The sequence below is a fragment of the Paenibacillus taichungensis genome (assembly GCF_047302525.1).
GTDB classification, from domain to species: domain Bacteria; phylum Bacillota; class Bacilli; order Paenibacillales; family Paenibacillaceae; genus Paenibacillus; species Paenibacillus taichungensis_B.
On the sequence record NZ_CP168020.1, the window covers coordinates 5,109,433 to 5,131,973 of the forward strand.

A 22,541-nucleotide genomic window follows, 5' to 3' on the forward strand; every position below is an offset into this window, starting at 1 on the left:
CTTTATAATTCGTTGTCTTACTCGTCAACTCCAGCTTTTTGCACAATCTTGTCGATTATAGATGGGGTAGTTACAGGCTCGCTCTGTTGAATAGCAACCGGTGCTGGTGTTTTAGACTTGGTGAGACCTTTAATTAACTGCTCCACATCAATGCCAGAGACACTTTTGAGCATCTCGGGAGCCGTCGCCATGAGCTCTGTTACATAATTGCTTACACGAGTTGCGCCTTCACCCTTACCTGTGTCCACAACGGTCAGCTTATCAATCGCGGAGATAGGCTCCGCAATTTTACCAGCAAGTTCAGGCAGCATTTTGACGATGATATCTAGCACGGCAGCTTCGCCAAACTTTTGGAACGCTTCGGCTAGCTTCTCCTTCGCTTCTGCTTCTGCAAGTCCTCTCAACCGAATAACCTCTGCGTCCGCAGTACCTTTGGCGCGTTCAGCATCCGCCATCGCTTGACCTTCAAGACGCTTCTGCTCGGCAGTAGCTTTCGCATGCGTTTCGATGGAGTACTGTACCGCATCGGCTTCACGCATTCTTTTGGCTTTATCCGCTTCGGCAGCCTGTTCTACCGCATAACGATCTGCTTCTGCCTTTTTCTTCACTTCGGCATCATATTGCTTCTCACGTACGACGATTTCTTTTTCCTGGAGATCGATCTCGCGTTCTTTACGAACGAGTTCAACCTTCATTTCTTCTTCCACCACAATCTGTCTCGCACGCGCTTCATGGATATGGTATGCCTGATCCGCTTCCGCTTTTGCTGTATCCTGATCCCGCTTAAACGTCGCTACTTTCAGTTCCTTCTCTTTGGCTGCCTCGGCGATATTGGTATCACGCAGCAACTCCGCTTTTTGACCCTGTTCTTCCGCATTGGCCTTCTGAATACGTGCATCACGCATTGCTTCCGCTTCAGCAATCTCGGCATCACGTTTCACCGCCGCAATTCTCGGTTTACCGAGAGCATCCAGGTAGCCCTGTTTGTCACGAACATCTTTGATGGTAAATGAGACAATTTGCAGACCCATTTTTTTCAGATCTCTGGCTGCTACTCCTTGAACCTCTTGGGCAAATCGATCCCGGTTCCGATACACTTCTTCCACCGTCATCGTACCGAGGATGGCCCGCAAATGCCCCTCCAGTACCTCCTGTGCTTCGCTTCTCAGCGCTTCTACAGGTTTACCGATGAATTGCTCAGCTGCGGTAGCAACGTCCTCTACAGCGCCCCCTACCTTGATAATAGCGACACCGTCAGCAATAACTGGAACACCTTGTTCCGTGTACACTTCAGGTGTGGATACATCCAGCTTGTGAGACAACAAAGAGATAAACTCGGATTGCTGGAACACTGGCAGGATAAATGCACCGCCACCACGAACAATTTTAATTTTTCGGCCAGAATCATCATCGGAAATATTTTTGCTACCCAAGAATGACCCCGTAACGATCATCGCTTCATCCGGTCCAACCGTTTTGTATCTCGCCCAGAAAGCCAAACCAAGAATCAGAATCACACCAACAACAATGGCAGGAATCAACAACACATCCATATCTAAATTCATTCCACATCTCTCCCCTTATTCATTCATGAGTGCTTAAACTGCTTAGATAATTAACTACTTTATACATCTTTAAGTACATTTTCATCCCATTCCGACACACGCAGTACGCCGTCTACTACATCCACAACTACAACACGAGCTCCCGCCGCAATGGGGAGGTGTTCAAAACTGGATGCGGTCTGAATCGTACTGCCGGAAGCAAAACGGATCATCACTTCGCCAAAACCTTTTTCCGGCACCGGAATGGTAATTTCCCCAATTTTGCCTGATAACTCTTTCATTGAAAACGCAATCGAGACATCACTGTTACGCATTGGTTTGATATATGCAAAGAATACCAGCATGGCTGCAGCAATACCTATAAGCAGGGATAGTATCAGTGCCGACATTGCACTCACAGAGCTATAACGTGTTAGCATAATGCCAGCCCCGCCAAAGGTTGTAATGGAACCTGCCAGCACAACAGGTTTGAAAAAATCAAGGCCAGGCAATTCAAAGGCCCCGTCTAACAAGCCGTCAATCAAGTCACCTAGCACAAGGCTGACGACCGCAAATATGGCTCCTCCGATTAGACACCCCCAATAGATTGACTCCATTCCCCGTTCCTCCTCTCTTCTGCCGCAATTCCATCCTAACTGGGCATTCCTCATGTAAATAAATACGTAGCAAATGGCAAAATGTTTCAAAATCTTTCCTCATTTGTATTCAAGACCCGATAATGGTTATTCTCATCGCAATATGGTCCGGTTGCTGGAACATTCTTCGATTCGCTCTTATTCACAACAAAAAAAACCGCAAATCTCCGTTATAAGGAGACTTGCGGTGCCAGAACACATTGCTGTGTCTTTATGTTTTGTTTTTACAGAGAAGCCTTGTAGATAGATACAACGTCTTCACGTTGCAATTTTTTGAAGTTACCAAATGGGCCGAAGAGCATGGCTTTGTCAGCCATAACTTCGATCTGGCTGTCATCGATATCATAATCAGCCAGACGATTAGGCGCACCAATGGATGTCCAGAATTTGCTCAAAGCTTCGATGCCTTCTTCAGCAATCTGTTTGTCCGATTTACCTTCAGGGTTAACTTCGAACACATTGATCGCCAGACGTTTGAAACGATCCACATTTACGTCCACATTATGCTTCATCCAATGCGGGAAGAGAATCGCGAGCCCTCCCCCATGCGGAATATCATACACTGCGGATACCGCGTGTTCGATATTGTGAGTAGCCCAGTCACCAGCGAGACCCATGTTCAGTACGCCGTTCAATGCCATCGTTCCGCAATACAGAATAGTTTCACGCAGTTCATAGTTCTCCAGGTCATCAACCAGACGAGGGGCTGCATCCATAACTGTGCGCAGAATCGTCTCACAGAATCCGAGTTGAACCGGTGTGTTGGCATCCAGATGGAAGTAATGCTCCAGTACGTGGGACATCATATCAACCATGCCATAAACCGTTTGGTCCAGAGGAACGGTATATGTATTTACCGGATCAAGGATCGAGAACGCAGGGAACGAATACGCGCTGCCCCAGCCCAACTTCTCCTGTGTATCCTGATTGGTGATAACCGAACCGGCGTTCATTTCCGAGCCAGTTGCAGCCATTGTCAGCACGGTACCGAGTGGAAGAGCATCTTGTGCAACGGCTTTGCGCTGAGCAAAGTCCCACATGTCGCCATCATACTTGGCACCTACCGCAATCGCTTTGGCACAGTCCAGTACACTGCCGCCGCCTACAGCGAGGATCAGGTCAACGTTGTTCGTTTTGCAAAGGTCTACCCCTTTGTGCACAGTCGAAAGACGCGGGTTCGGTTCTACACCAGCCAGCTCCGTAACTTCAGCTCCAACTTCCTTCAGCAATCCGATCACCTGATCGTACAAACCGCTGCGTTTAATACTACCGCCACCATATACAAGCAGAACCCGTTTGCCGTATTTCGGCACTTCGGTTTTCAGCGCTTCAAGCTGACCCTTACCGAAAATCAATCGGGTTGGATTATAAAATTGAAAAGATCTCATATCTATGTCGCCTCCAATGGAGATTCATATTTTAGTGCAACTCCCATTATAGTACCCCGATTATACAAAAACAAATCGATAGCCACTCACTTTAGGACCGCTTGTACGCCTCCTGAATCACCCTAGCCTCTCTGCCCAAATACTCCCCATATGAATGGATGCCAGCTCAGGCTAAAGATACAATGACTTGTCCACGACCCCGTTACAACTGCACATGTCAAACAAACCAAAAACACCAGCCCTTGTATGGGCTGGTGTTCCTCGTAATACATGTTTATTCGGTGTATCCCATGCTGCTGACAAAACGACGGAAAGCTTGGCGCCCTGCTTCATCATACTTGTAGACACCTGCATGCTCCAGAATCTCGGCAAATTTCAAGCCCACTTCCTGCTGTACAATGGCAACGGCTTGTTCTTTGTCCAGGTTAGGACCAAAACGTTCGATCAATTCCTCCGCCCAACCCAGATGTTTGTTCAACACATGTTCGGAAGCTTTGGCCGCCTCGGCAAGTTTGGTATCCCCAACGAGAATATCCGCGATGCTGTCCAGCTCTTCTTTCAAACGACCTGGCAGGATTGCAAGCCCCATCACTTCGATGAGTCCAATGTTCTCCTTCTTCAGATGATGCATTTCGCGGTGCGGGTGGAAAATCCCTTCGGGATGTTCATCATTCGTACGATTGTTCCGCAGGACGAGGTCCATCTCATATCCTCCGTCTGCACTGCGACGAACGATTGGAGTCACTGTATTGTGTGGAATTTGTTCTCCGTCAACCTCACTGAATGCCTCGATCTCCACCGTAGAATCGCTGTACACCTTCCACGCTTCATAAACGGCATTCCCTGCTTCGAGCAACTCAGCCGGATCTTGTGATGCCAAGCGCAATACGGACATTGGCCATTTCACAAGACTGAGCGTAAGTCCTGGTGAACCAGCGTGGCGGAATACCGCCTCTGGCTTCGCATTTTGAATGGCAAAGGTATGACGTCCACCCTGAAAATGGTCATGAGTCAGGATGGAGCCGCCAACGATGGGCAGATCGGCATTGGAACCGATAAAGTAATGCGGATACTCCCCCACGAAGGCCAGCAGCCTGCGCAGCGTATCTTTGGTCAATTTCATCGGCACATGATCGTGATGGAAAATAATGCAGTGCTCGTTGTAGTACACGTATGGCGAGTATTGGAAGAACCAAGGTTCGCCGTTCAATTCCAATGGAATGACACGCAGGTTTTGACGAGCCGGGTGGTTGACCCGACCGGCATAGCCCACATTTTCACGACAGAGTTGGCATTTCGGATACACCGGAGGCGGAAGCAGCTTTGCCATCGCGATTTCCTTCGGACTCTTCTCCGGCTTGGACAGGTTGATCGTAATCTCCATGTCTCCATAAGCTGTATCCTGTGTCCAATACACATTCTTGGAGATGCGGTCCATCCGAATGTAGTTGGAATGAATCGAAAGTTCATAAAATTTGGAGGTAGCCGCTTCAATGCCTTCGGTCTGCTCTGTATGACGGAATGCGCGCACCACCTCGGATGGACGGGCCATTAATTGACCCATAATCTTCGCATCGAGCAAATCACGGTACGTATCGGTATTTTCAGGGATAAGTCCAATCTCAAATCCGTAATCAATCAGCGTATCCAACAATGGTTGGGGTCCGTCCAACACCGTCTCGTTCAAAACTCCAGCATACGGCTCGGAGAACCCGAACTGTTCCAGCAGCAGATTACGGCTGTAATCCCGATCCGCTTCTTCAATCAGTTTGTTCTGCAAGGAAAATGCTACCAGACGTTCAATGGCATGCAGTGCTTCCTGCTGCTCCGGTGTCCGCTCTGTGGCATCTGCTGCAATATGAGTCTGTGACATATCGATGTTCGCCTCCTAGTTTTTTCCGTAGCCGTCAGGGTGAGACTGATGCCAGCTCCATGCGCTTTGAATGACATCTTCTAGATTCGTCCATTTCGGGTTCCAGCCCAATACGGATCTTGCTTTGGCAGACGATGCCACCAGCACAGCCGGATCACCCGCACGACGTGGTTCCTGTACAACCGGAATTTCCAGTCCGGTTACTTTCTTAGCCGTCTCAATAACGTGTTTAACAGAGAAGCCCTGACCGTTGCCCAGGTTGAACACGTTGCTGTTCTCACCTTTACGGAGATAGTCTACAGCCCGCAGATGCGCATCCGCCAGATCACTTACGTGGATGTAATCACGTACACAGGTTCCGTCTTCCGTCGCGTAGTCGTCACCGAACACGGCGATGTGTGGACGTTGTTTTAACGCCGTTTGCAGTACGAGTGGAATAAGATGGCTCTCCGGTTGGTGATCTTCACCAATTTTGCCGCTATCATGGGCTCCGGCTGCATTGAAGTAACGCAGGGAGACGTATTTGATTTCCTGTACTTTATCGAACCAGGACATCATGCGTTCCATCATCAGCTTGGTTTCACCATATACGTTCGTAGGCTCTGTGCGGTCGCTCTCTTCAATCGGCACTTTCTCCGGCTCGCCGTAAGTAGCAGCCGTGGAAGAGAAGACGATGCGACGTACATTCGCTGCATTCATCGCTTCCAGCAGACACAATGTGCCAAACACATTGTTGTCATAGTATTTAACGGGGTCTTTCATACTCTCGCCAACCAGTGAGTTAGCTGCAAAGTGGATGACTGCATCAATGGAATTCTCAGCGAACAGCTTCGCCAGAAGTTCCTTGTCACGCAGATCACCTTCATACAATTTTCCGCCCAGCAGAGCTTCACGATGCCCTGTCTGCAAATTATCCAGTACAACTACCTCTTCGCCACGCTCCAACAAAGCCGCTACCGTATGAGAACCAATATATCCTGCTCCACCTGTCACCAAAATCGCCATCTTACTTCGCCTCCTTCAATTCTTTAACGCCGTCGCCTACTCCGCATACATAGAACTCGCCTTTGAGACTGGTACGTGCTTCATATGCAACTCCAACTTCGCTTACAAAACGCTCTACATCGTCTTCATGCACAAGAGATACCGTACATCCACCGAATCCCGCACCAGTCATCCGAGCACCCAGAGTGCCTGAAATACGTTGAGCCTCTTCAACCATCACGTCCAGTTCTTCGCAGCTCACTTCATATAGATAACGAAGCGATTCATGAGAAGCATTCATGAGCTTGCCGAAGGTTTCCAGATCGTTATCACGCAGTGCATCCACCGATGCAAGTACACGTGCATTCTCCTCCACGACGTGCTGGGCACGCTGTCTTACCTTCTCATCCTTGATGTGATCCTGCAGTGTAACGAATTGTTCAGGTGTAAGTTGCGCCAGATAGTTCAGCGCAGGCAGTTGTTCTTTCAAAATGGCAAGTGCCTGCTCACACTGAGAGCGACGTTCGTTGTAAGCTGAGTCCACCAACCCCCGACGTTTGTTCGTGTTACCAATAACCAGCTTGTAGGCGCCGGTACGGAATGGTACTTTTTCATATTCAAGAGTGTCACACATCAGCAGGATCGCATGATCCGCTGCACCATTGGCTACAGCGAACTGATCCATGATGCCGCAGTTGACGCCGACGAATTCGTTCTCTGCCTTTTGGGACAGCAGCGCCAGTTGAACCGTATCAATATCATTCACACCTTCGAGCGACTGGATGGCAAACCCGGTAAGAACCTCCAGTGATGCGGAAGAGGAAAGTCCTGCGCCGTTCGGAATTTCTCCATGATAGAGGAAGTCATACCCTTTGGTTACTTTTACGCCTTTGCCTTGCAGTTCAACCATGACGCCTACCGGGTAATCCGTCCATTCCCCTGTTTTCTCCTTGCCAATCGAGGACGTATCCAGCGTTCCTTCATAGGACATATTCGTGGAAGCCAACTGCAACTTGTTGTCCTCACGCTCACGGATAATCAAAGTGGTACCGAATTCAAGCGCTGCCGGAAGCACGTATCCACCGTTATAGTCAATGTGCTCACCGATCAGATTCACCCGCCCAGGGGCATGGAACACACGAATGTCCGCTCCACTCTCTCCGTACTTGTCAATAAACTTTTGTTTCAATTCATTTATGTTCATTGCTGCTGCACCTCATCTCAATGTTGTTGGTTTCCTTAATGTTATTATACAAGAAAGCGGTCCCCCTTGAAATGAAACCATGTGTGTTCCATATGGATAAATGTGACCTTTCGACGTATAATGAATGGAACATCAAGGAAGGAAAGGAATGTCATCATGACTGAACAACGTATGGAAGGTCCAGCAGATCAACCGATAAAACACAATCCGGAAACCTCGGGCAAAAGCGGAGCACTCAGTTACTCGGTTTCCTCCAATCCCGTTTATTATGAAAAAGGGGCATTGCATGTCCTCTTTGCAGGGGCAAGCCAGACCCTTCCCGGTCACGCCCTTGGACCGAAGCTATACGATTATTATCTATTGCACTATGTAGAAAAAGGGGCCGGTACGTTCCGCACTGAACTACATACCTACGAACTATCCGCAGGAGATTGTTTCCTCATTCATCCAGGGCAGCTTGTGAGCTACCAATCCCATGCCCGGCATCCCTGGCAATACCGCTGGATAGCCTTTACCGGCAGCCAGGCTGCGAAGCATACAGAGGAAGCAGGCTTCCGTCCGGAGAAATCCGTCTTTCATGCCGGACCTTCCTGTGGTATTTCCGACTGGTTATCCGTGATGCAGACGGCTTTTGCCGAGCGGAAAGAAAGCTCTCATTTTACATCGCTGGGTACGTTATATATGATTCTAGCCGAGGCACAAAATCACCTTTCTCAGGGTCAAACCTTAATACCAGGTGAATCTTCAATACGACGAACTGTAAAACAGATGATTCAATTCATGTCTACCCAATATGCCTACCCTGTCTCGATTGAGCAAATGTCCGCCAGTCTTGGCTATAACCGTGCGTACCTGTCCCGCATTTTCAAACAGGAAACCGGACTATCACCAGTTACCTACCTACTTAAACTGAGGATCGACAAATCACGCCAATTGCTGCGGGAACGTCCGGATCTGTCCATCGAACAGGTATCGGCCTCCGTGGGCTTGCCAGATGCGCTGTATTTCTCCAAACAGTTCAAACGATTCCACGGGGAAGCCCCTAGTCTGTACCGGGAGAACATTCTTAACAGGCCCTTGCATCAAGCGACACGCCAAGTACCACCGAACCATCGATAACCCTTTAATCAAAAGCAGGATCTTCTATCGTCTAGGTCAGCATAAATAATAAGAGACAAAAAAGGTGCATCCCGCCATTATGGCTAAGATGCACCTTTTGAACTTTATTTATGATCCGGTTCCGGACGGAGAATCGATTCAATGCGCTCCAATTCCTCTGTAGAGAATTCCAACTGGCTGAGAGCAGCCACATTCTCTTCAATCTGCGAAGGACGACTTGCACCAATCAGTGCAGAAGTTACCTTGCCATCACGCAATACCCAGGCGAGCGCAAACTGGGCCAGACTCTGACCACGTGATGCTGCAATCTGGTTCAGCGCACGCACTTTGCGCAATGTCTCTGGAGAGATGTTGTTTTCATTCAGAAATACAGACGGGCCTTTGGCACGTGAATCTTCAGGAATACCGTTCAGATATTTGTTGGTGAGCACACCTTGTGCCAATGGACAAAAAGCGATGCTGCCTGTTCCATAGTCATCAAGCACATCCTGCAGCCCATCCTCAATCCAGCGATCCAACATTGAATATTTGGGTTGATGAATCAACAGAGGTGTACCCAGGCCTTTGAGAATCTCGGCCGCCTGCTTCGTCTGTTCTGCAGGATAATTGGAGATGCCGACATACAATGCTTTGCCGGAACGAACAATATGGTCCAGCGCCATCATCGTTTCTTCCAAAGGTGTTTCGGGATCATAACGATGAGAATAAAAGATGTCTACGTAATCGAGACCCATGCGCTTCAAGCTCTGATTGAGACTGGAAACCAGGTTTTTACGAGAACCCCATTCACCGTAAGGTCCAGGCCACATATAGTACCCGGCTTTGGTGGAGATGACGAGTTCATCTCGATATGGCTTCAGATCCTGTGCCAGTACCTGACCGAATAACTGCTCTGCCGAACCTGCCGGCGGACCATAATTGTTGGCAAGGTCAAAATGCGTAATGCCCAGATCAAACGAACGGGTAATCATATTTCGGCCGTTCTCCGCATTATTAATGCCACCAAAATTATGCCATAACCCAAGTGAAATCGCTGGCAGTTTCAAACCTGAACGTCCAACGCGGTTGTATTTCATTGTTTCGTAGCGTGCATCGCTGGCTACGTAGACCATCATGAATCCCTTCTTTCCCCAGGTTCCGCCTCTTGTACCCGGTCCGTATGCCGGAGAATGCGGTTATTCGGACAATGTTGACTTACGTTTAACCAAGAAGCTGGTCCACCTTATTCATTACCTCACCAATAGGGTCAGTAATCAGCAAATCAGCCTGCCTGTCGTAAGCCGTAGGTGTAGCGTTAAGCAAGACCGTGTGTTTCCCTTGAAAATACGTAATCAATTGTGCGGCAGGATACACGGTTAGTGAAGTTCCACCTACCAGCAACAAATCCGCCGAAGACAGTGCGTCAACCGAACGATATAATATCGTCTGGTCCAGCTCCTCTTCATACAGCACGACATCCGGCTTGATCACGCCACCACAGGCAGTGCAACGAGGAACCGTATCTTTTGCCGTAATAATATCATCCAACCCATAAAACCTCTTGCAATCCATACAAGCATTTCGATGGATCGAACCATGAAGCTCCAGAACATTGCTGCTGCCAGCCTTCTGGTGCAACCCGTCGATATTTTGCGTGATAACCACCTGAAGTTTTCCTTCCTGCTCCAATCTGGCGAGCAGTCGATGGCAGCCGTTGGGCACCGCATCGGGATGAAGCATTTTGCCTCGATAAAAATCATAAAAAATATCAGCATGCTGATCAAAAAAATGCCTGCTCAGCAGCTCTTCCGGGGGATAAGGTGAATGCTGTTCTGTCTGGTACAAACCAGCGGCAGAGCGGAAGTCGGGAATCCCGCTTTCCGTTGAAGTTCCGGCCCCTCCGAAAAAAACAATATTTGAACTTTCCTTAATCCAGGCAGCCAGTTGTTCCGTTGCGTTCATCCTCTCTCCTCCTTTACGAGATCACCCTGTGAGGAACGTTCAGAGATGATTTTTAACTCATCATAATTTTGGATAATGACATCGGCGTCATATAAATAGTGGCTTCCCTCGACTTCTGGACAGAAACCAATCCTACAGGACACTCCTGCGTTACGTCCCATCTGCATATCCCCATTGCTGTCACCGATCACAACAGCTTCCTCAGGAAGAATATGTAACTCCCGGCAAGCCAGAACCGCAGCCTCTCCATCCGGTTTGCCCCAAGTCACCCGGTCACTGCCAACAATCGATGTAAAATACGACCGTATTCCCATCCACTCCATATGTTCCTCGGCAGCAGCTGTGCTGTCCGAAGTGACAACTGCCATGGGAATAGATGCTTCCTGGCAACGCTGCAAAAATGCATTTAATCCAGGCAGCGGTTCAGCCCTTTTTCTCTGCCTTACCTCACCCATGGCGACACTGGAAAAACGGCGGATCGTAGTGATTGCTTCATTCCATGGCATGCCTGCTGCATACAACTGTCCAGCAAGCAAACCGTTGCTCTCGTCCACCGTGGCAATAGCCAATGGCCCTTGAAGATCATATCCGATCAGATGACCTTCACGGTTGCGGACCGTACCTAGAACTTGCTCACGCTCCACCGTGAACGAGGCCCCAAGCTCTGACAGTTGTGATTCCAACTGATTCAGCAAAGACTCTGCCCACGGCCCCCATAGCTGTAAGAAATCCAACAGCGTTCCATCCTTATCAAATAGAATGCCTCGGCAGGTAACTTGCTTACCACGGATTTGAAGCATGGACATACGTATCACCTCCAGTTCCCGTCTGCTATGGATTGGTACCATTCACCGTTGAACTGGCAGCTTACTTGATTGTATCCAGCCAGCCCACAGTCGTTTTAACCGTTTGGGACAGTTGTTCCTCTTCACTGACCCCAGCTTCGCCGTCACCGCTCTGGTGGCCATAGTCACCAAACTGCGAATGGTTACCACCTTCAATGGTGTAATACACCGTATCTTCTGGCAAATATGCCCGACCATTCTGATACTTTGTGGCATTCACCACTTCATCATTAGTACCCAGTATGGATAACGCGGGTATTCCCAGTGACTTCACACTGCCTTTTTCATCCGGATAGGATGCGAGGAAAAAGATGCCCTGAAGTGCATCTGGATGGGAAGCCGCATAACGTGCCGCCATCGACCCACCAAGAGAATGCCCTCCCATAACAAATTGTTCATCCGGATAGGCTTTAATAATATCATCTGCGAGATTCTGCTTAATTACCGCCAGATTAACCGGCATTTTCGCAATAATGGTATGATGTCCTGCTGCCGCAAGTTCATGGGCAAGAGGTGCATAACTTTCCGGTTTAACCAATCCACCTGGATAAAAAATAACACTCACCCCAGCAGATTTTTCCGGCACAAAATCAATCCAGTTGTCTTTTTCAGTTACAGTCACCTGATTTGCAGTTTCCATGGCTGTCTGAGCCATCTCCTGTGGTCCATAAGGCGTAAACAGCTTCCAGGCCACAAACCCACATCCAATGACAATGAGCGCCAGAAGAACGAGCAGGAATTTCCCGATGCCCCTCTTCTTGCGCCCTGTATTATATCGGTTTCTCAACGTTCATCACCTTTCTGCACTTCCGCAGGTGCCGCGGCTTGCAGAACGGGAGCCTTCATTCCTGAGGCTCCCCTTCTCCATCATTCATCGCTATTCAGCCTTGGCCTTGCGGTAAGCATCCATATATTGTTCCGCTTTGCGGCGAACATGACTCAAGTCCCCCGTCTTCACTGCTTCCGCTGTAAGGTCCGAGCCAATACCTACAGCAACGGCGCCTCCCTTGATCCAGTCACCCAGATTGGACAAGGAAACCCCACCGGTCGGCATGAAATTCGCTTGTGGCATAGGTCCCTTCATCGTTTTGATGATGGACGGATCGTAGAGATTACCCGGGAACAACTTCACAATATCCACGCCAAGTTCCAATGCACGTTGTACATCCGCAATGGTCATCACCCCTGGAAGAATCGGAATCCGGTACAGGTTGCAGATTTTCACAGTGTCCGGGTTCAGGGAAGGACCCACAACAAACTCGGCACCTGACATAATCGCGGCACGCGCTGTCTGGGGTTCAAGCACTGTTCCAGCTCCAATAATGGCAAATTTCTCTGGATCTTGTGTGTTCCAATGGTATACACGGCTTAATTTCTCGATGGCTTTGAGGGCACTAGGCACCGTCATCGTAATCTCGATAATCTTGATACCACCCGCGATGGCTTGCTCGGCCATGGCGATAACCTGATCAGCAGAATCTGCACGCAGAACCGCAACAACCCCACTGTCCGTTATTTTTTGCAGTAGCTGAAGCTTCTTCATTTCATTCTCTCCCTTGTCAATGTGGTTGTCTATTACAAGCCTTACATTAATGAACGAAGATGAGACATATATGATATCAGCAGCGACTAGCGCTCAACATGAGCTACATTGTTCAGCTTGGCCTCGACCTGCTCCCACGTCGGGAGCGCCTCCCAATCGCCAACAGCCTGTATAACCATCGAACCGGTCAAGTTCCCGAGACGGGTCGCCTCCTGTGGAGAATATCCTTTAATAAGACCGGATAAAAAGCCCGCACAGAATCCATCTCCTGCCCCGACCGTATCCAGGACATGATCTGCCTTGAAGTACGGAACTTCCGTTAGGGTACCATTCACCAATACGTAGGTCAAATCAGGACCGCCCTTCACGATACAGACTGCATTCATGGCGGACAAACGCTCAAGTACTTTTTGATCATCTTCTTCGTTATACAGAAGTTTCATCTCATCCAGACCCGGCAAGAAATAATCCGCTTGTTCAGCCAGACGAAGCAGTACAGGACGCGCTTCTTCAGCTGACCACAGTTTAAGACGCAGATTCGGATCAAAACTCACTTTCACACCAGCCTGCTTGGCTATATGTATAGCAGCTTCAACAGTAGCAAGTCCCGACGCGCTTATTGCTGCGGTGATGCCTGTAACGTGAAGGATTTGCGCACCCGCAATATAATCCGTGTCCAGGTCTTCAGGAGTAATCGCACTTGCAGCGGATAGCTTCCTATAATAGTGCACCGAAGCTTTCCCGGAAGCGTTCTCACGAATCATCAAACCGGTGGGCTCTTTGTCGCTCATCCTTGCTCTGGATACATCTACACCTTCACCACGAATAGCCTTCATGATCATGTTACCCATCGGATCATTACCCAGGCGGCCAAACCAGCCGCTGGTATGCCCAAGCCGGGATACACCAATGGCCAGATTACTCTCTGCGCCGCCAAATGATTTGTCTAATGTCGCTGCATATTCGAGACCTCTTGTATCCTTTGCTGTCAGCAAACCCATGCTTTCGCCAAACGTAACAATTTCAGGGCTAGGGCGGGTATTCGTCGACATGAATTCTCCCCTCCTTATATTTACAATTTCTCATCTTCTTTCCCCATTGTCAGCCTCTATGCAACCGTTGTCAATCCCGGAGCGTTCATTTTGTTGTCACAGCTTTGAGAAAGGATAGCGCTTTCTCATGTGAAATATATCACAATGAATGTTGCACATCCATATTACCCTTATTACAGAGCCAGATTGCAATCGCCAAGGGTTATCAGGGGGCTACAACATGAACAAACCGACCATCATTCACGACGATCAGGATTCCTTTTTTTACAACTTGCGCTTTATGCTCATTGTCTGTGTACTAGCGGGCAATGCTCTCGAGCCAATCAATACACGTTTTGCTGGAGCAGAGGCTCTGTTTCAGTGGATATATACGTTTCACATGCCGCTGTTTGTATGGGTAACCGGCTACTTTGCCAGACATTCACTCAAAGGTACCTCTGGCCGTAATGTGCTTAAACAGATTGCATTACAGTATCTTCTGTTTCAGTCTTTGTATGCAATAATGGATTTCACCGTATTCCACACACCGCATATGCGTTTGTCTTTCTTTGCACCTTATTTATTGCTCTGGTTTCTGGCAAGTCATTTCTGCTGGCGGCTATTGCTTCGTCTTACACTCTCTTGGAAACCGATATACAGACTACTCGGTGCCGTGATGCTGGGAGTATGTGCCGGATATTTACCCATTGACGGTTTCTGGCTGAGCTTCAGCCGAACGTTTGTATTTCTACCTTTCTTTGTTATTGGGTATGACTACGGAGCGTCTATCCGCTCCCGTTTGCGATCCGGCTGGGGTCGTAGAATTGCCGCTATGTTGTCTGCTGCTCTTCTTGGTTGGATCGGACTGGGCGGACTCAACATTGCATCAGGCTGGTTACTGGGTAGCATGACATACGCAGAGCTTGGACACCATGAGTGGTTTGCAGGAATTTATCGACTCGGAATCTATGTACTTGAAATCGGATCGGGAGCATTATTTCTCGCCTGGGTCCCTTCATTAACATCCAGATTGACTGATCTGGGACGACGTACTCTGTATGTGTTCCTTTTACATGGATTTCTCGTTCGCCTGGCGATCTGGTCCGGGGTTTACAATTATATGGAGACCAGCTTGTACATTCCGGTGATTATCTCCATTGCGCTACTGTTCGCTATAACGCTGGCTCATCCAGCCGTCCGTCATGCCTTTCGGCCTCTCATTGAGCCCGATATTTCCCGCGTTCACTTCAATCATCAAGGGGTATTAAAACGTTCAGCATCCTGGTTCAGATGAACTAAAATCCTGCTCCTTTCCATTGAAATCGACTTGTTTCAGGCTGGAAATGTTGTGGTAAGTAGGAATACGCGCTACAACAATCTACTTATGATATAAGGAGTGATTTGTAATGGCACGTCCACAGACGTCTGAACACAAAATGAGTCGCGAGGAAGCGGGTAGATTAGGTGGCAAGGCCACCTCCAAAAAACATGATCGGAGCTTCTACCAAATGATAGGTAAAAAAGGTGGAGAAGCGACTTCAGATGCGCACGATTCTCAGTTCTATAAGGAAATTGGACGCAAGGGTGGAGCAGCAACTTCCGAAACTCATAATAAAGAATTCTATCGGGAGATTGGTCGCAAAGGCGGGAGCAGTTAGCTGCTACCCATGGGTAGCGGTAAAAGATCACCTGATGCAGTGCATCAAATCAAGAAAGCTTCATTCCACTAATGGATTGAAGCTTCTTTCTATTGAATTGTAGAAATATGACGACGGTTGTGATAGACTCTATAGAAAAACCGGGTTGTTCACGGGTTTAAAGCAGCAAAGAACTTCACAAACTACGGGAAGCTCGAAACCAGTATCACTGGTCTATTTTTTTAGAGTACGGATGAAATTAAACGACAGATGCACTGCCATTTATATTTCCATTCATGTTGCTCAATATTATAAATTTGGGGGGAAATACACCATGTCAGCCAAGAAGATGCGTTCCGATATGATCAAAAAAGGTTTTGACCGTGCACCGCACCGCAGTTTGCTCCGCGCAGCGGGCGTTAAAGAAGAGGACTTTGGCAAACCATTTATTGCCGTATGTAACTCTTACATCGATATCGTGCCCGGCCATGTTCACCTGCAGGAATTCGGTAAAATTGTAAAGGAAGCTATTCGTGAAGCCGGTGGCGTTCCATTCGAATTCAACACCATCGGAGTTGACGACGGAATCGCCATGGGACACATTGGTATGCGTTACTCGCTGCCAAGCCGTGACATTATCGCGGATTCCGTGGAAACTGTTGTATCTGCACACTGGTTCGACGGCATGGTATGTATCCCGAACTGCGATAAAATTACACCCGGTATGATGATGGGTGCACTTCGCTGTAATATCCCTACCGTGTTTGTCAGCGGCGGTCCAATGATGGCAGGTCGTGACAGCAATGGTAAAGCTCTGTCCCTGACCTCCGTATTTGAAGGCGTAGGTGCTTATCAAGCTGGTAAAATCGATGATAAGAGCTTGCTTGAACTTGAACAGTTCGGCTGTCCAACATGTGGATCATGCTCCGGTATGTTCACTGCGAACTCCATGAACTGTCTGGCTGAAGCGATGGGACTGGCTATGCCAGGCAACGGAACCATCCTGGCTGTTGCTCCTGAGCGTCGTGAATTTGTTAAACAATCCGCAAAACAACTGATGGAACTCATCAAAATGGATCTGAAACCACGCGATATCGTTACTGTAGAAGCCATCGACAATGCTTTTGCACTGGATATGGCTATGGGCGGATCTACAAATACCGTACTTCATACGTTGGCACTGGCTCATGAAGCAGGCATCGAGTATCCAATCGAGCGTATCAATGAAGTTGCTAACCGCGTTCCTCATTTAGCGAAACTTGCACCTGCTTCCGATCTTCATATCGAAGACGTACACAATGCTGGTGGCGTAAGTGCAGTTCTGAACGAATTGCTCAAGAAACCAGGTGCAATTCACGGTGACTGTATTACTGTAACGGGTAAAACGATCCGTGAGAACGTTGAAGGACAAGAAATCCAGGATACCAATGTCATTCACCATCTGGATAATCCTCATTCGGAAAAAGGCGGACTGGCTGTATTGTTTGGTAACCTTGCACCGCAAGGCGCCATCATCAAGGTTGGTGCTGTTGACGCTTCGGTTGGTGGATACCACAAAGGTCCTGCTATTTGCTTTGACTCCCAGGAGCAAGCGCTCGAAGGAATCGCTAACGGCAAAGTAAAAGAAGGACATGTTGTCGTTATCCGTTATGAAGGACCAAAAGGCGGACCAGGTATGCCTGAGATGCTGGCTCCTACTTCCCAGATCGTAGGTATGGGTCTGGGTGCCAAAGTCGGACTGATCACCGATGGACGTTTCTCTGGCGCATCCCGCGGAATCAGTATCGGACATATCTCTCCAGAAGCTGCTGAAGGCGGTCCAATCGCTTTTGTTGAAGAAGGAGATATCATCGAACTTGATTTGAACAACCGCATCATCGAATTGCATATCAGTGACGAAGAATTCGAACGTCGTCGCGCAGGTTGGAAAGGCTTTGAACCGAAAGTAAAAACCGGTTACCTCGCTCGTTATTCCAAACTCGTAACGAATGCAAGCAACGGCGGCGTACTGAGTATCTAATTCAAGTGTAAGATATCTGGTGAATTTCTTTATCGGAAACATAAATAAAGGGTTGCTCTTCAGCCGACTTCGGCGAAGGGCAACCCTTTTCTTTATTCATTTCGTGATTAGTTTCGTTCAGGTACAAGATCCTGTTCAGGAACCAACAATTTCTCAGAGGACTGTTCCGCCGTTGCAGCTACCAGTGCGTGCTGACCATATCGATCCAGCAACACGTCAAGCGGCATGGCAATCATTTTTGGAACCAATTGTTCCGATCGCTGCTTCAGACGTTTCGTTCCTGCCGGATGAATTACGCTTAACAGAAGTTTCAGATACACTTTGGATGCAGAACTGAACGGCCCAGGAGCCAACTCCCGAACCGTAAACCCGAATTTCTCCGGTCCCCGGTTAATCATGCTCACACCGTATAGAGCCTTGGCTGAACGAAGTTCAGGTTCAAGTGCGACCTGCCGGGCCAAATCAGGAAGTTGCTGTTCCATGGCCCGAATCATGCGAATGGCCAGATGCATACTTGAGCGTGAAGTCATACCTAGATCGAAAAGTTTTTTATTATCAAAATGAAGTTCAATAACCGGATCTCCGTTACGAATCACATGACCGTCATTCATTTCAACCAATGCTCCATGATATACGCGGGAGCGGTAATGCAGCAATGGGTCCTCCGGTGACGCTGTATGCAAATGGTATACCCAATGAAACAACTTCTCCCAGCCTAGCCATAACACAACAACCATCCGTTTCCAAGGTGATAAATGTGTTTGTGGTTGACTTGTACTTTTAGGTTCGCTCACCGTAACGCCTCCCATCAACGTATCGATGCGTACACTGTGCAACTGCTGCCTGTTTGCCTCCTGCAATACGACTTCGAGCGCCTGGAGCATCTGCTCCGGCGCGTGTGCATCAGCGCCGAGGGTAGTCCCTCGATCATGCAGTAACATGACCTCTCCGCCCCTTAGCTCCTTCAACATTCGTTCTGTCAATTTCTCAACGCCCACACTACTTCTCCAGTCCTCAAACATGGACGACCAAAGAATAATCCGGCGATCTTTTTTACTGAAAAAATCAAACAGATTCATAATGCCCCATGGTGGACGATAATAACAAGTTCTTACCCCCGTAACCTCCTGAATAATCTGACCTGTTCGTTGAATCTGATCCTTAACTGTACGCGGCCGCATTAGCCAATTGGTTTTGTGAATATAATTATGAATACCGATGAGATGACCTTCCTCATGTATGCGCTGAATGAGCTCGGGGTGACGGGCTGCGTGCTCCCCGACTACAAAGAACGTTGCCTTCGCATCATGCTGACGTAGTAAATCAAGTAACCTGGGCGTATATTCCGGATCTGGCCCATCATCAAAGGTTAGGGAAAATTCCGTCTCACTTCTCCCGCGCCTGAACACACGAAAACCAAAAAGTCTGCTAACTAAACTCGGAATAAAGGCGTAAAACGATGAAATGTACAATAACCACAGTAATATGCTCTGAAGTAAATTTGTCATGCTACAAACTCCCCGCTTCTCTTGCTGAATTACCGTGCCATAATATAGCACTAACCAAAATAAACCGCCTTTAATTTTATCATAATTCAGCCTTTTCTTGAATCCTCTTTTCCCAAAAAGATAGCTATCGTGTACAATAAATGCATCCTAATTTTTACCTTAATGACGTACAAAGGAGTCCTGCCCATGCTGCCGCTTTACAAAAAATACGGGCGCACCGTCTTTGACATTGCGCTGCTCGTATTAACCGTGTACTTTATCATGTACGGTTTCAGTCGATTATATCAATTGGCTGCGCCAGTTTTTCTTTCATTTATAGTGTATTGGATGATCGAACCTCTGGCAAGATTTCTGCATCGCAAAGGATTACCCAAAACCCTAGGCGCCGCCATTTCGGTTTTATTGTTTCTTGCGGTTATTGTTGCTGCCTTTTTTGGATTGGGATTAATTATCGTATCCCAAATTTCTAATTTGCAGGATAATTTCCCTTATTATATCGAGATGGTCCAGCGTGAATTCACCAATCTGGTTTATTTCATTCAGGACAAGTCTGATGCTTTACCTGACGGAATAACCGATAAGGTTAATGACTATTTTTCAACACTGACCGGATTCCTGTCCAAATGGGTGACCAGCGGTGCACAAATCGTCATCGGTTTTCTGAGTTCATTTTCTTCCTTTATTACCAACTTCGGGATTGCTATTATCCTCGCGTTCTTTCTCAGTATCGAGATTGAATCCTGGAGGAAATTTGCCCGCGCCAAAACGCCAAAAACGTTGAAGCTGGCTCTTGAATTTATGCGTAATCATGTGTTCAAGACGATTCGTTCGTATTTGAAGGCCCAGATGATTATGATGCTGATTACTTTTGTATTGATTTATGCAGGCTTGTTGATTCTGGGAACTGCCAATGCCTTTACCATCGCAGCTATCTGCGCCGTTTTTGACCTTGTGCCTTTGCTGGGAGTTCCAGTTATATTCATTCCGTGGATTGTTTATCTGTTCATTGTGGGGAATAGCAGCCTTGCGATTGGCTTAATTGTAGTCCTTGCTGTAACCATGCTGACACGCCAACTGCTGGAGCCGAAAATATCGGGTAATTCGATCGGGGTCTCTTCCGCTTACTTGATGCTTTCTTTTATGCTGATCTCGCTCTCTGTCTTTGGTCTGGCCGGTGTGGTATTGTCTCCCGTGCTGCTGATTCTGCTCAAAGAACTGCTGCAACAAGGATATCTCCAGCAATGGATTCATTTGCCGAAGGATGAATTCGAATCTTCCCCATTAGTGATGGACACACCGGGTAGCACCGCCCCAGGTATGAATACTGAGCCTTCGGTGCAAGAACCTGCTCCTCCAGGTAATCATGAGGATTCTGCCAAATAGTCCATCACTTTTCTGAACATCGCCGTTGCTTGATGACGGCTGCTTGGGGCAACGTTTTGGACAAGGACAGCTACAGCATATTTGGGTTGTTCCGTAGGCCCATAGCCAATAAACCATTGATGGTTACGATTCTCTCCGTGCTGCTGTACCTGTGCTGTGCCTGACTTCCCTGCCACTTGCCACCGTGCATGTTGCAGGGATTTTCCCGTTCCGTCACTGACTACCTTCTTCATCCAGGACAACAGCTGATGCGCCGTAGCTGGAGAGATCCGTCCTGCTGAAGAAGGTGAATCATGCATCGGCATGTCCAGCATCGTATCGCCATCGGCATATCGGATACGCTGAACGAGGCGTGGAGCGCTCACCTTGCCATCATTCAAGAGCGTAACGATCAGATTGGCCGCTTGCAACGGGGTCACCAGAACGTCCCGCTGACCGATAGCCGTCTGTACCTTTGCTCCTTCATCCTGAGGAGAGACGGATGGCAGTCTCACTCGTCCTGCGTCCTCGTGATCGAAATGATGCAGCACCGGCATTCCTGCGACCTGCTTTCCCTCCCAGCCAACAGGACGTGCCAACCCCAAAGCATCCGCCGTACGTTCCAACTGCTCCATACTAAGCCGACGGGCAGTTTCAGCAAATACAATATTGCAGGACTCGGCAAACCCTTGCTCCAGATTCAATGTCCCATGCCCATGCTCCTTCCAGCAGGACAGACCATATTTCCCCCACTCGCCACCACAATGGAAAGTCTCCCCTTTGGATACAGCGTGATATTCCAAAGCGGCCGCTGCTGTAACGATTTTGAATATAGAACCTGGTACAGCCCCCTGCACGGCACGATTCGCCCAAGCCGTGTGTTTGGGGTCTACATGCTGCGGATTATAGAACGGCGCCGAAACCATCGCACGCACGTCTGCATTGGCCGCATCCAATACAACGACAGCCCCTTCCTTCATTCCGGACTTCTTCACAATCTGCTCTATCCCTTGCTGCAAATCAATATTGATTGTCGTCTCCGCACGCAATGGATAGTGTGTATTGGAGGGTGCAATGACGCGCGGCTGGATATCCGGAATAACCTCTCCTGAACCTGTAACCATACGTGTTAACAGGGTAGGCCCAATTCCCATCAATAAAGGTTCCATTGTTCTTTCCAGCCCAGCTGCTCCAGATTTCATGGCAAAAGGCTGCTTCACCTCATTCTTATGACCCGACTGAGCATTCGGAAATCCAGGCTGTTCAGCAAGATGGCCCAACCATTGCATGCCCGTAGCGGCTTGTCCATAACGTGTCATCAGAGGATATACACTTGCGCCGTCTACCTTCAATTCACGTATTCGGGCAACCTGAGATTCGGTCAACGTACTCGGCTGGTTGGCACCTGCTGTCCAGAAATGGGGTGCGTTCCCTTGATTCCATTCCTTTTGTAACGACTTCGTATCGGTATGTAATAGAGCTGCCAATTCCTTAACTTCCGAATTCGCCATTGTGGATGGATATGAATGACTTGATTGAACCGGACGTGGGAAAAGGACCACCCCCCATTCTAGCTTGCCTGTTAGGGCCTGCCCCTTATAATCGGTAAACTGTCCTCTTCCCGTATCCAGTACAACCCCTCGCTCTCGCTGCAATACGGACATTTCACGAACAGTACGTTGAAATCCTGGCATCGTGCGGTTGATTTGAACGACCTGAACCCAAGCCAAACGAACCATAAGCAGAATAAATAAACCCGTGAGAAAAATACATGCAATATAAATGCGCCGCTTCAGTTGTACAGGCATCAGGCCACCCCATTCAGCGTTTTGGCATAGTATTCTACATTCAGAATGGAATTATCCGGTAACAACAAGAAAACCTGT

18 protein-coding genes and 1 pseudogene are annotated in these 22,541 nt (G+C 48.3%); 5 read left to right on the forward strand and 14 right to left on the reverse strand.

The genetic code is table 11. The features are described 5' to 3' along the window. Positions 1 to 17: 17 nt before the first annotated feature. The 6 genes from ACDJ58_RS22875 to ACDJ58_RS22900 form a co-directional block, all read right to left on the reverse strand. Positions 18 to 1,565, reverse strand: a complete 1,548-nt coding sequence (locus ACDJ58_RS22875) for a flotillin family protein (protein ID WP_413373089.1) — start codon at positions 1,563 to 1,565, stop codon at positions 18 to 20. Between the two features lie 59 nt (positions 1,566 to 1,624). After that, entirely contained in the window at positions 1,625 to 2,161 is a 537-nt protein-coding gene (locus ACDJ58_RS22880; protein WP_413373091.1) for a protease, read from the reverse strand. Between the two features lie 263 nt (positions 2,162 to 2,424). After that, entirely contained in the window at positions 2,425 to 3,588 is a 1,164-nt protein-coding gene (locus tag ACDJ58_RS22885) for an iron-containing alcohol dehydrogenase (RefSeq protein ID WP_413373093.1), read from the reverse strand. Positions 3,589 to 3,862: 274 nt separating this feature from the next. Continuing rightward, the gene (locus ACDJ58_RS22890) at positions 3,863 to 5,461 is read right to left on the reverse strand and encodes a UDP-glucose--hexose-1-phosphate uridylyltransferase (RefSeq protein WP_413373094.1); all 1,599 of its coding nucleotides are present in this window, start codon (positions 5,459 to 5,461) and stop codon (positions 3,863 to 3,865) included. 15 nt (positions 5,462 to 5,476) lie between these two features. Further along, on the reverse strand, positions 5,477 to 6,466 hold the full coding sequence (galE, locus tag ACDJ58_RS22895) for a UDP-glucose 4-epimerase GalE (RefSeq protein WP_413373096.1): 990 nt from the start codon (positions 6,464 to 6,466) through the stop codon (positions 5,477 to 5,479). 1 nt (position 6,467) lies between these two features. Further along, complete coding sequence (locus tag ACDJ58_RS22900) at positions 6,468 to 7,649, reverse strand: galactokinase (protein WP_413373098.1); 1,182 nt, start codon at positions 7,647 to 7,649, stop codon at positions 6,468 to 6,470. A gap of 156 nt (positions 7,650 to 7,805) precedes the next feature. Between ACDJ58_RS22900 and ACDJ58_RS22905 the strand changes: the two genes are divergently transcribed. Beyond that, positions 7,806 to 8,768 carry an AraC family transcriptional regulator gene (locus tag ACDJ58_RS22905; protein ID WP_413373100.1) on the forward strand — a complete coding sequence of 321 codons (963 nt, stop codon included), beginning with the start codon at positions 7,806 to 7,808 and terminating at the stop codon, positions 8,766 to 8,768. Between the two features lie 104 nt (positions 8,769 to 8,872). Here ACDJ58_RS22905 and mgrA read toward each other — a convergent pair whose 3' ends face one another. The 6 genes from mgrA to ACDJ58_RS22935 all read right to left on the reverse strand — a co-directional run bounded on the left by mgrA (position 8,873) and on the right by ACDJ58_RS22935 (position 14,149). Further along, on the reverse strand, positions 8,873 to 9,880 hold the full coding sequence (gene mgrA, locus ACDJ58_RS22910; protein WP_413379793.1) for an L-glyceraldehyde 3-phosphate reductase: 1,008 nt from the start codon (positions 9,878 to 9,880) through the stop codon (positions 8,873 to 8,875). Between the two features lie 88 nt (positions 9,881 to 9,968). Continuing rightward, on the reverse strand, positions 9,969 to 10,709 hold the full coding sequence (locus ACDJ58_RS22915; protein ID WP_413373101.1) for an NAD-dependent protein deacylase: 741 nt from the start codon (positions 10,707 to 10,709) through the stop codon (positions 9,969 to 9,971). After that, positions 10,706 to 11,515 carry an HAD family hydrolase gene (locus ACDJ58_RS22920; protein WP_413373103.1) on the reverse strand — a complete coding sequence of 270 codons (810 nt, stop codon included), beginning with the start codon at positions 11,513 to 11,515 and terminating at the stop codon, positions 10,706 to 10,708. Before ACDJ58_RS22920 ends, ACDJ58_RS22915 begins: the two co-directional genes overlap by 4 nt. A 61-nt stretch (positions 11,516 to 11,576) precedes the next feature. After that, positions 11,577 to 12,341, reverse strand: a complete 765-nt coding sequence (locus ACDJ58_RS22925; protein ID WP_413373105.1) for an alpha/beta fold hydrolase — start codon at positions 12,339 to 12,341, stop codon at positions 11,577 to 11,579. A gap of 90 nt (positions 12,342 to 12,431) precedes the next feature. Next, positions 12,432 to 13,097 (reverse strand): bifunctional 2-keto-4-hydroxyglutarate aldolase/2-keto-3-deoxy-6-phosphogluconate aldolase, encoded by a 666-nt coding sequence (locus ACDJ58_RS22930; RefSeq protein WP_063566860.1) that lies wholly within the window; start codon positions 13,095 to 13,097, stop codon positions 12,432 to 12,434. Positions 13,098 to 13,183: 86 nt separating this feature from the next. Further along, the gene (locus tag ACDJ58_RS22935) at positions 13,184 to 14,149 is read right to left on the reverse strand and encodes a sugar kinase (RefSeq protein WP_413373106.1); all 966 of its coding nucleotides are present in this window, start codon (positions 14,147 to 14,149) and stop codon (positions 13,184 to 13,186) included. A gap of 220 nt (positions 14,150 to 14,369) precedes the next feature. Between ACDJ58_RS22935 and ACDJ58_RS22940 the strand changes: the two genes are divergently transcribed. The 3 genes and pseudogenes from ACDJ58_RS22940 to ilvD all read left to right on the forward strand — a co-directional run bounded on the left by ACDJ58_RS22940 (position 14,370) and on the right by ilvD (position 17,785). Continuing rightward, on the forward strand, positions 14,370 to 15,422 hold the full coding sequence (locus tag ACDJ58_RS22940) for an acyltransferase family protein (RefSeq protein WP_413373107.1): 1,053 nt from the start codon (positions 14,370 to 14,372) through the stop codon (positions 15,420 to 15,422). Positions 15,423 to 15,534: 112 nt separating this feature from the next. Then, positions 15,535 to 15,783: pseudogene (locus ACDJ58_RS22945) on the forward strand (KGG domain-containing protein); the annotation flags it as partial. 316 nt (positions 15,784 to 16,099) lie between these two features. Beyond that, positions 16,100 to 17,785 carry a dihydroxy-acid dehydratase gene (gene ilvD / locus ACDJ58_RS22950; protein ID WP_064635868.1) on the forward strand — a complete coding sequence of 562 codons (1,686 nt, stop codon included), beginning with the start codon at positions 16,100 to 16,102 and terminating at the stop codon, positions 17,783 to 17,785. 107 nt (positions 17,786 to 17,892) lie between these two features. On the opposite strand, the gene ACDJ58_RS22955 is transcribed toward ilvD, so the two are convergent. Next, the gene (locus tag ACDJ58_RS22955) at positions 17,893 to 19,293 is read right to left on the reverse strand and encodes a polysaccharide deacetylase family protein (protein ID WP_413373108.1); all 1,401 of its coding nucleotides are present in this window, start codon (positions 19,291 to 19,293) and stop codon (positions 17,893 to 17,895) included. 186 nt (positions 19,294 to 19,479) lie between these two features. Here ACDJ58_RS22955 and ACDJ58_RS22960 point away from each other — a divergent pair, with 186 nt between their 5' ends. After that, positions 19,480 to 20,676 carry an AI-2E family transporter gene (locus ACDJ58_RS22960; RefSeq protein WP_413373109.1) on the forward strand — a complete coding sequence of 399 codons (1,197 nt, stop codon included), beginning with the start codon at positions 19,480 to 19,482 and terminating at the stop codon, positions 20,674 to 20,676. Here the strand turns inward: ACDJ58_RS22960 and ACDJ58_RS22965 are convergent. Then, positions 20,655 to 22,463: a peptidoglycan D,D-transpeptidase FtsI family protein gene (locus ACDJ58_RS22965; RefSeq protein WP_413373111.1), complete on the reverse strand. Its 1,809-nt coding sequence runs from the start codon at positions 22,461 to 22,463 to the stop codon at positions 20,655 to 20,657. The two genes, ACDJ58_RS22960 and ACDJ58_RS22965, sit on opposite strands and share 22 nt — an antisense overlap. Between the last annotated feature and the right edge of the window lie 78 nt (positions 22,464 to 22,541).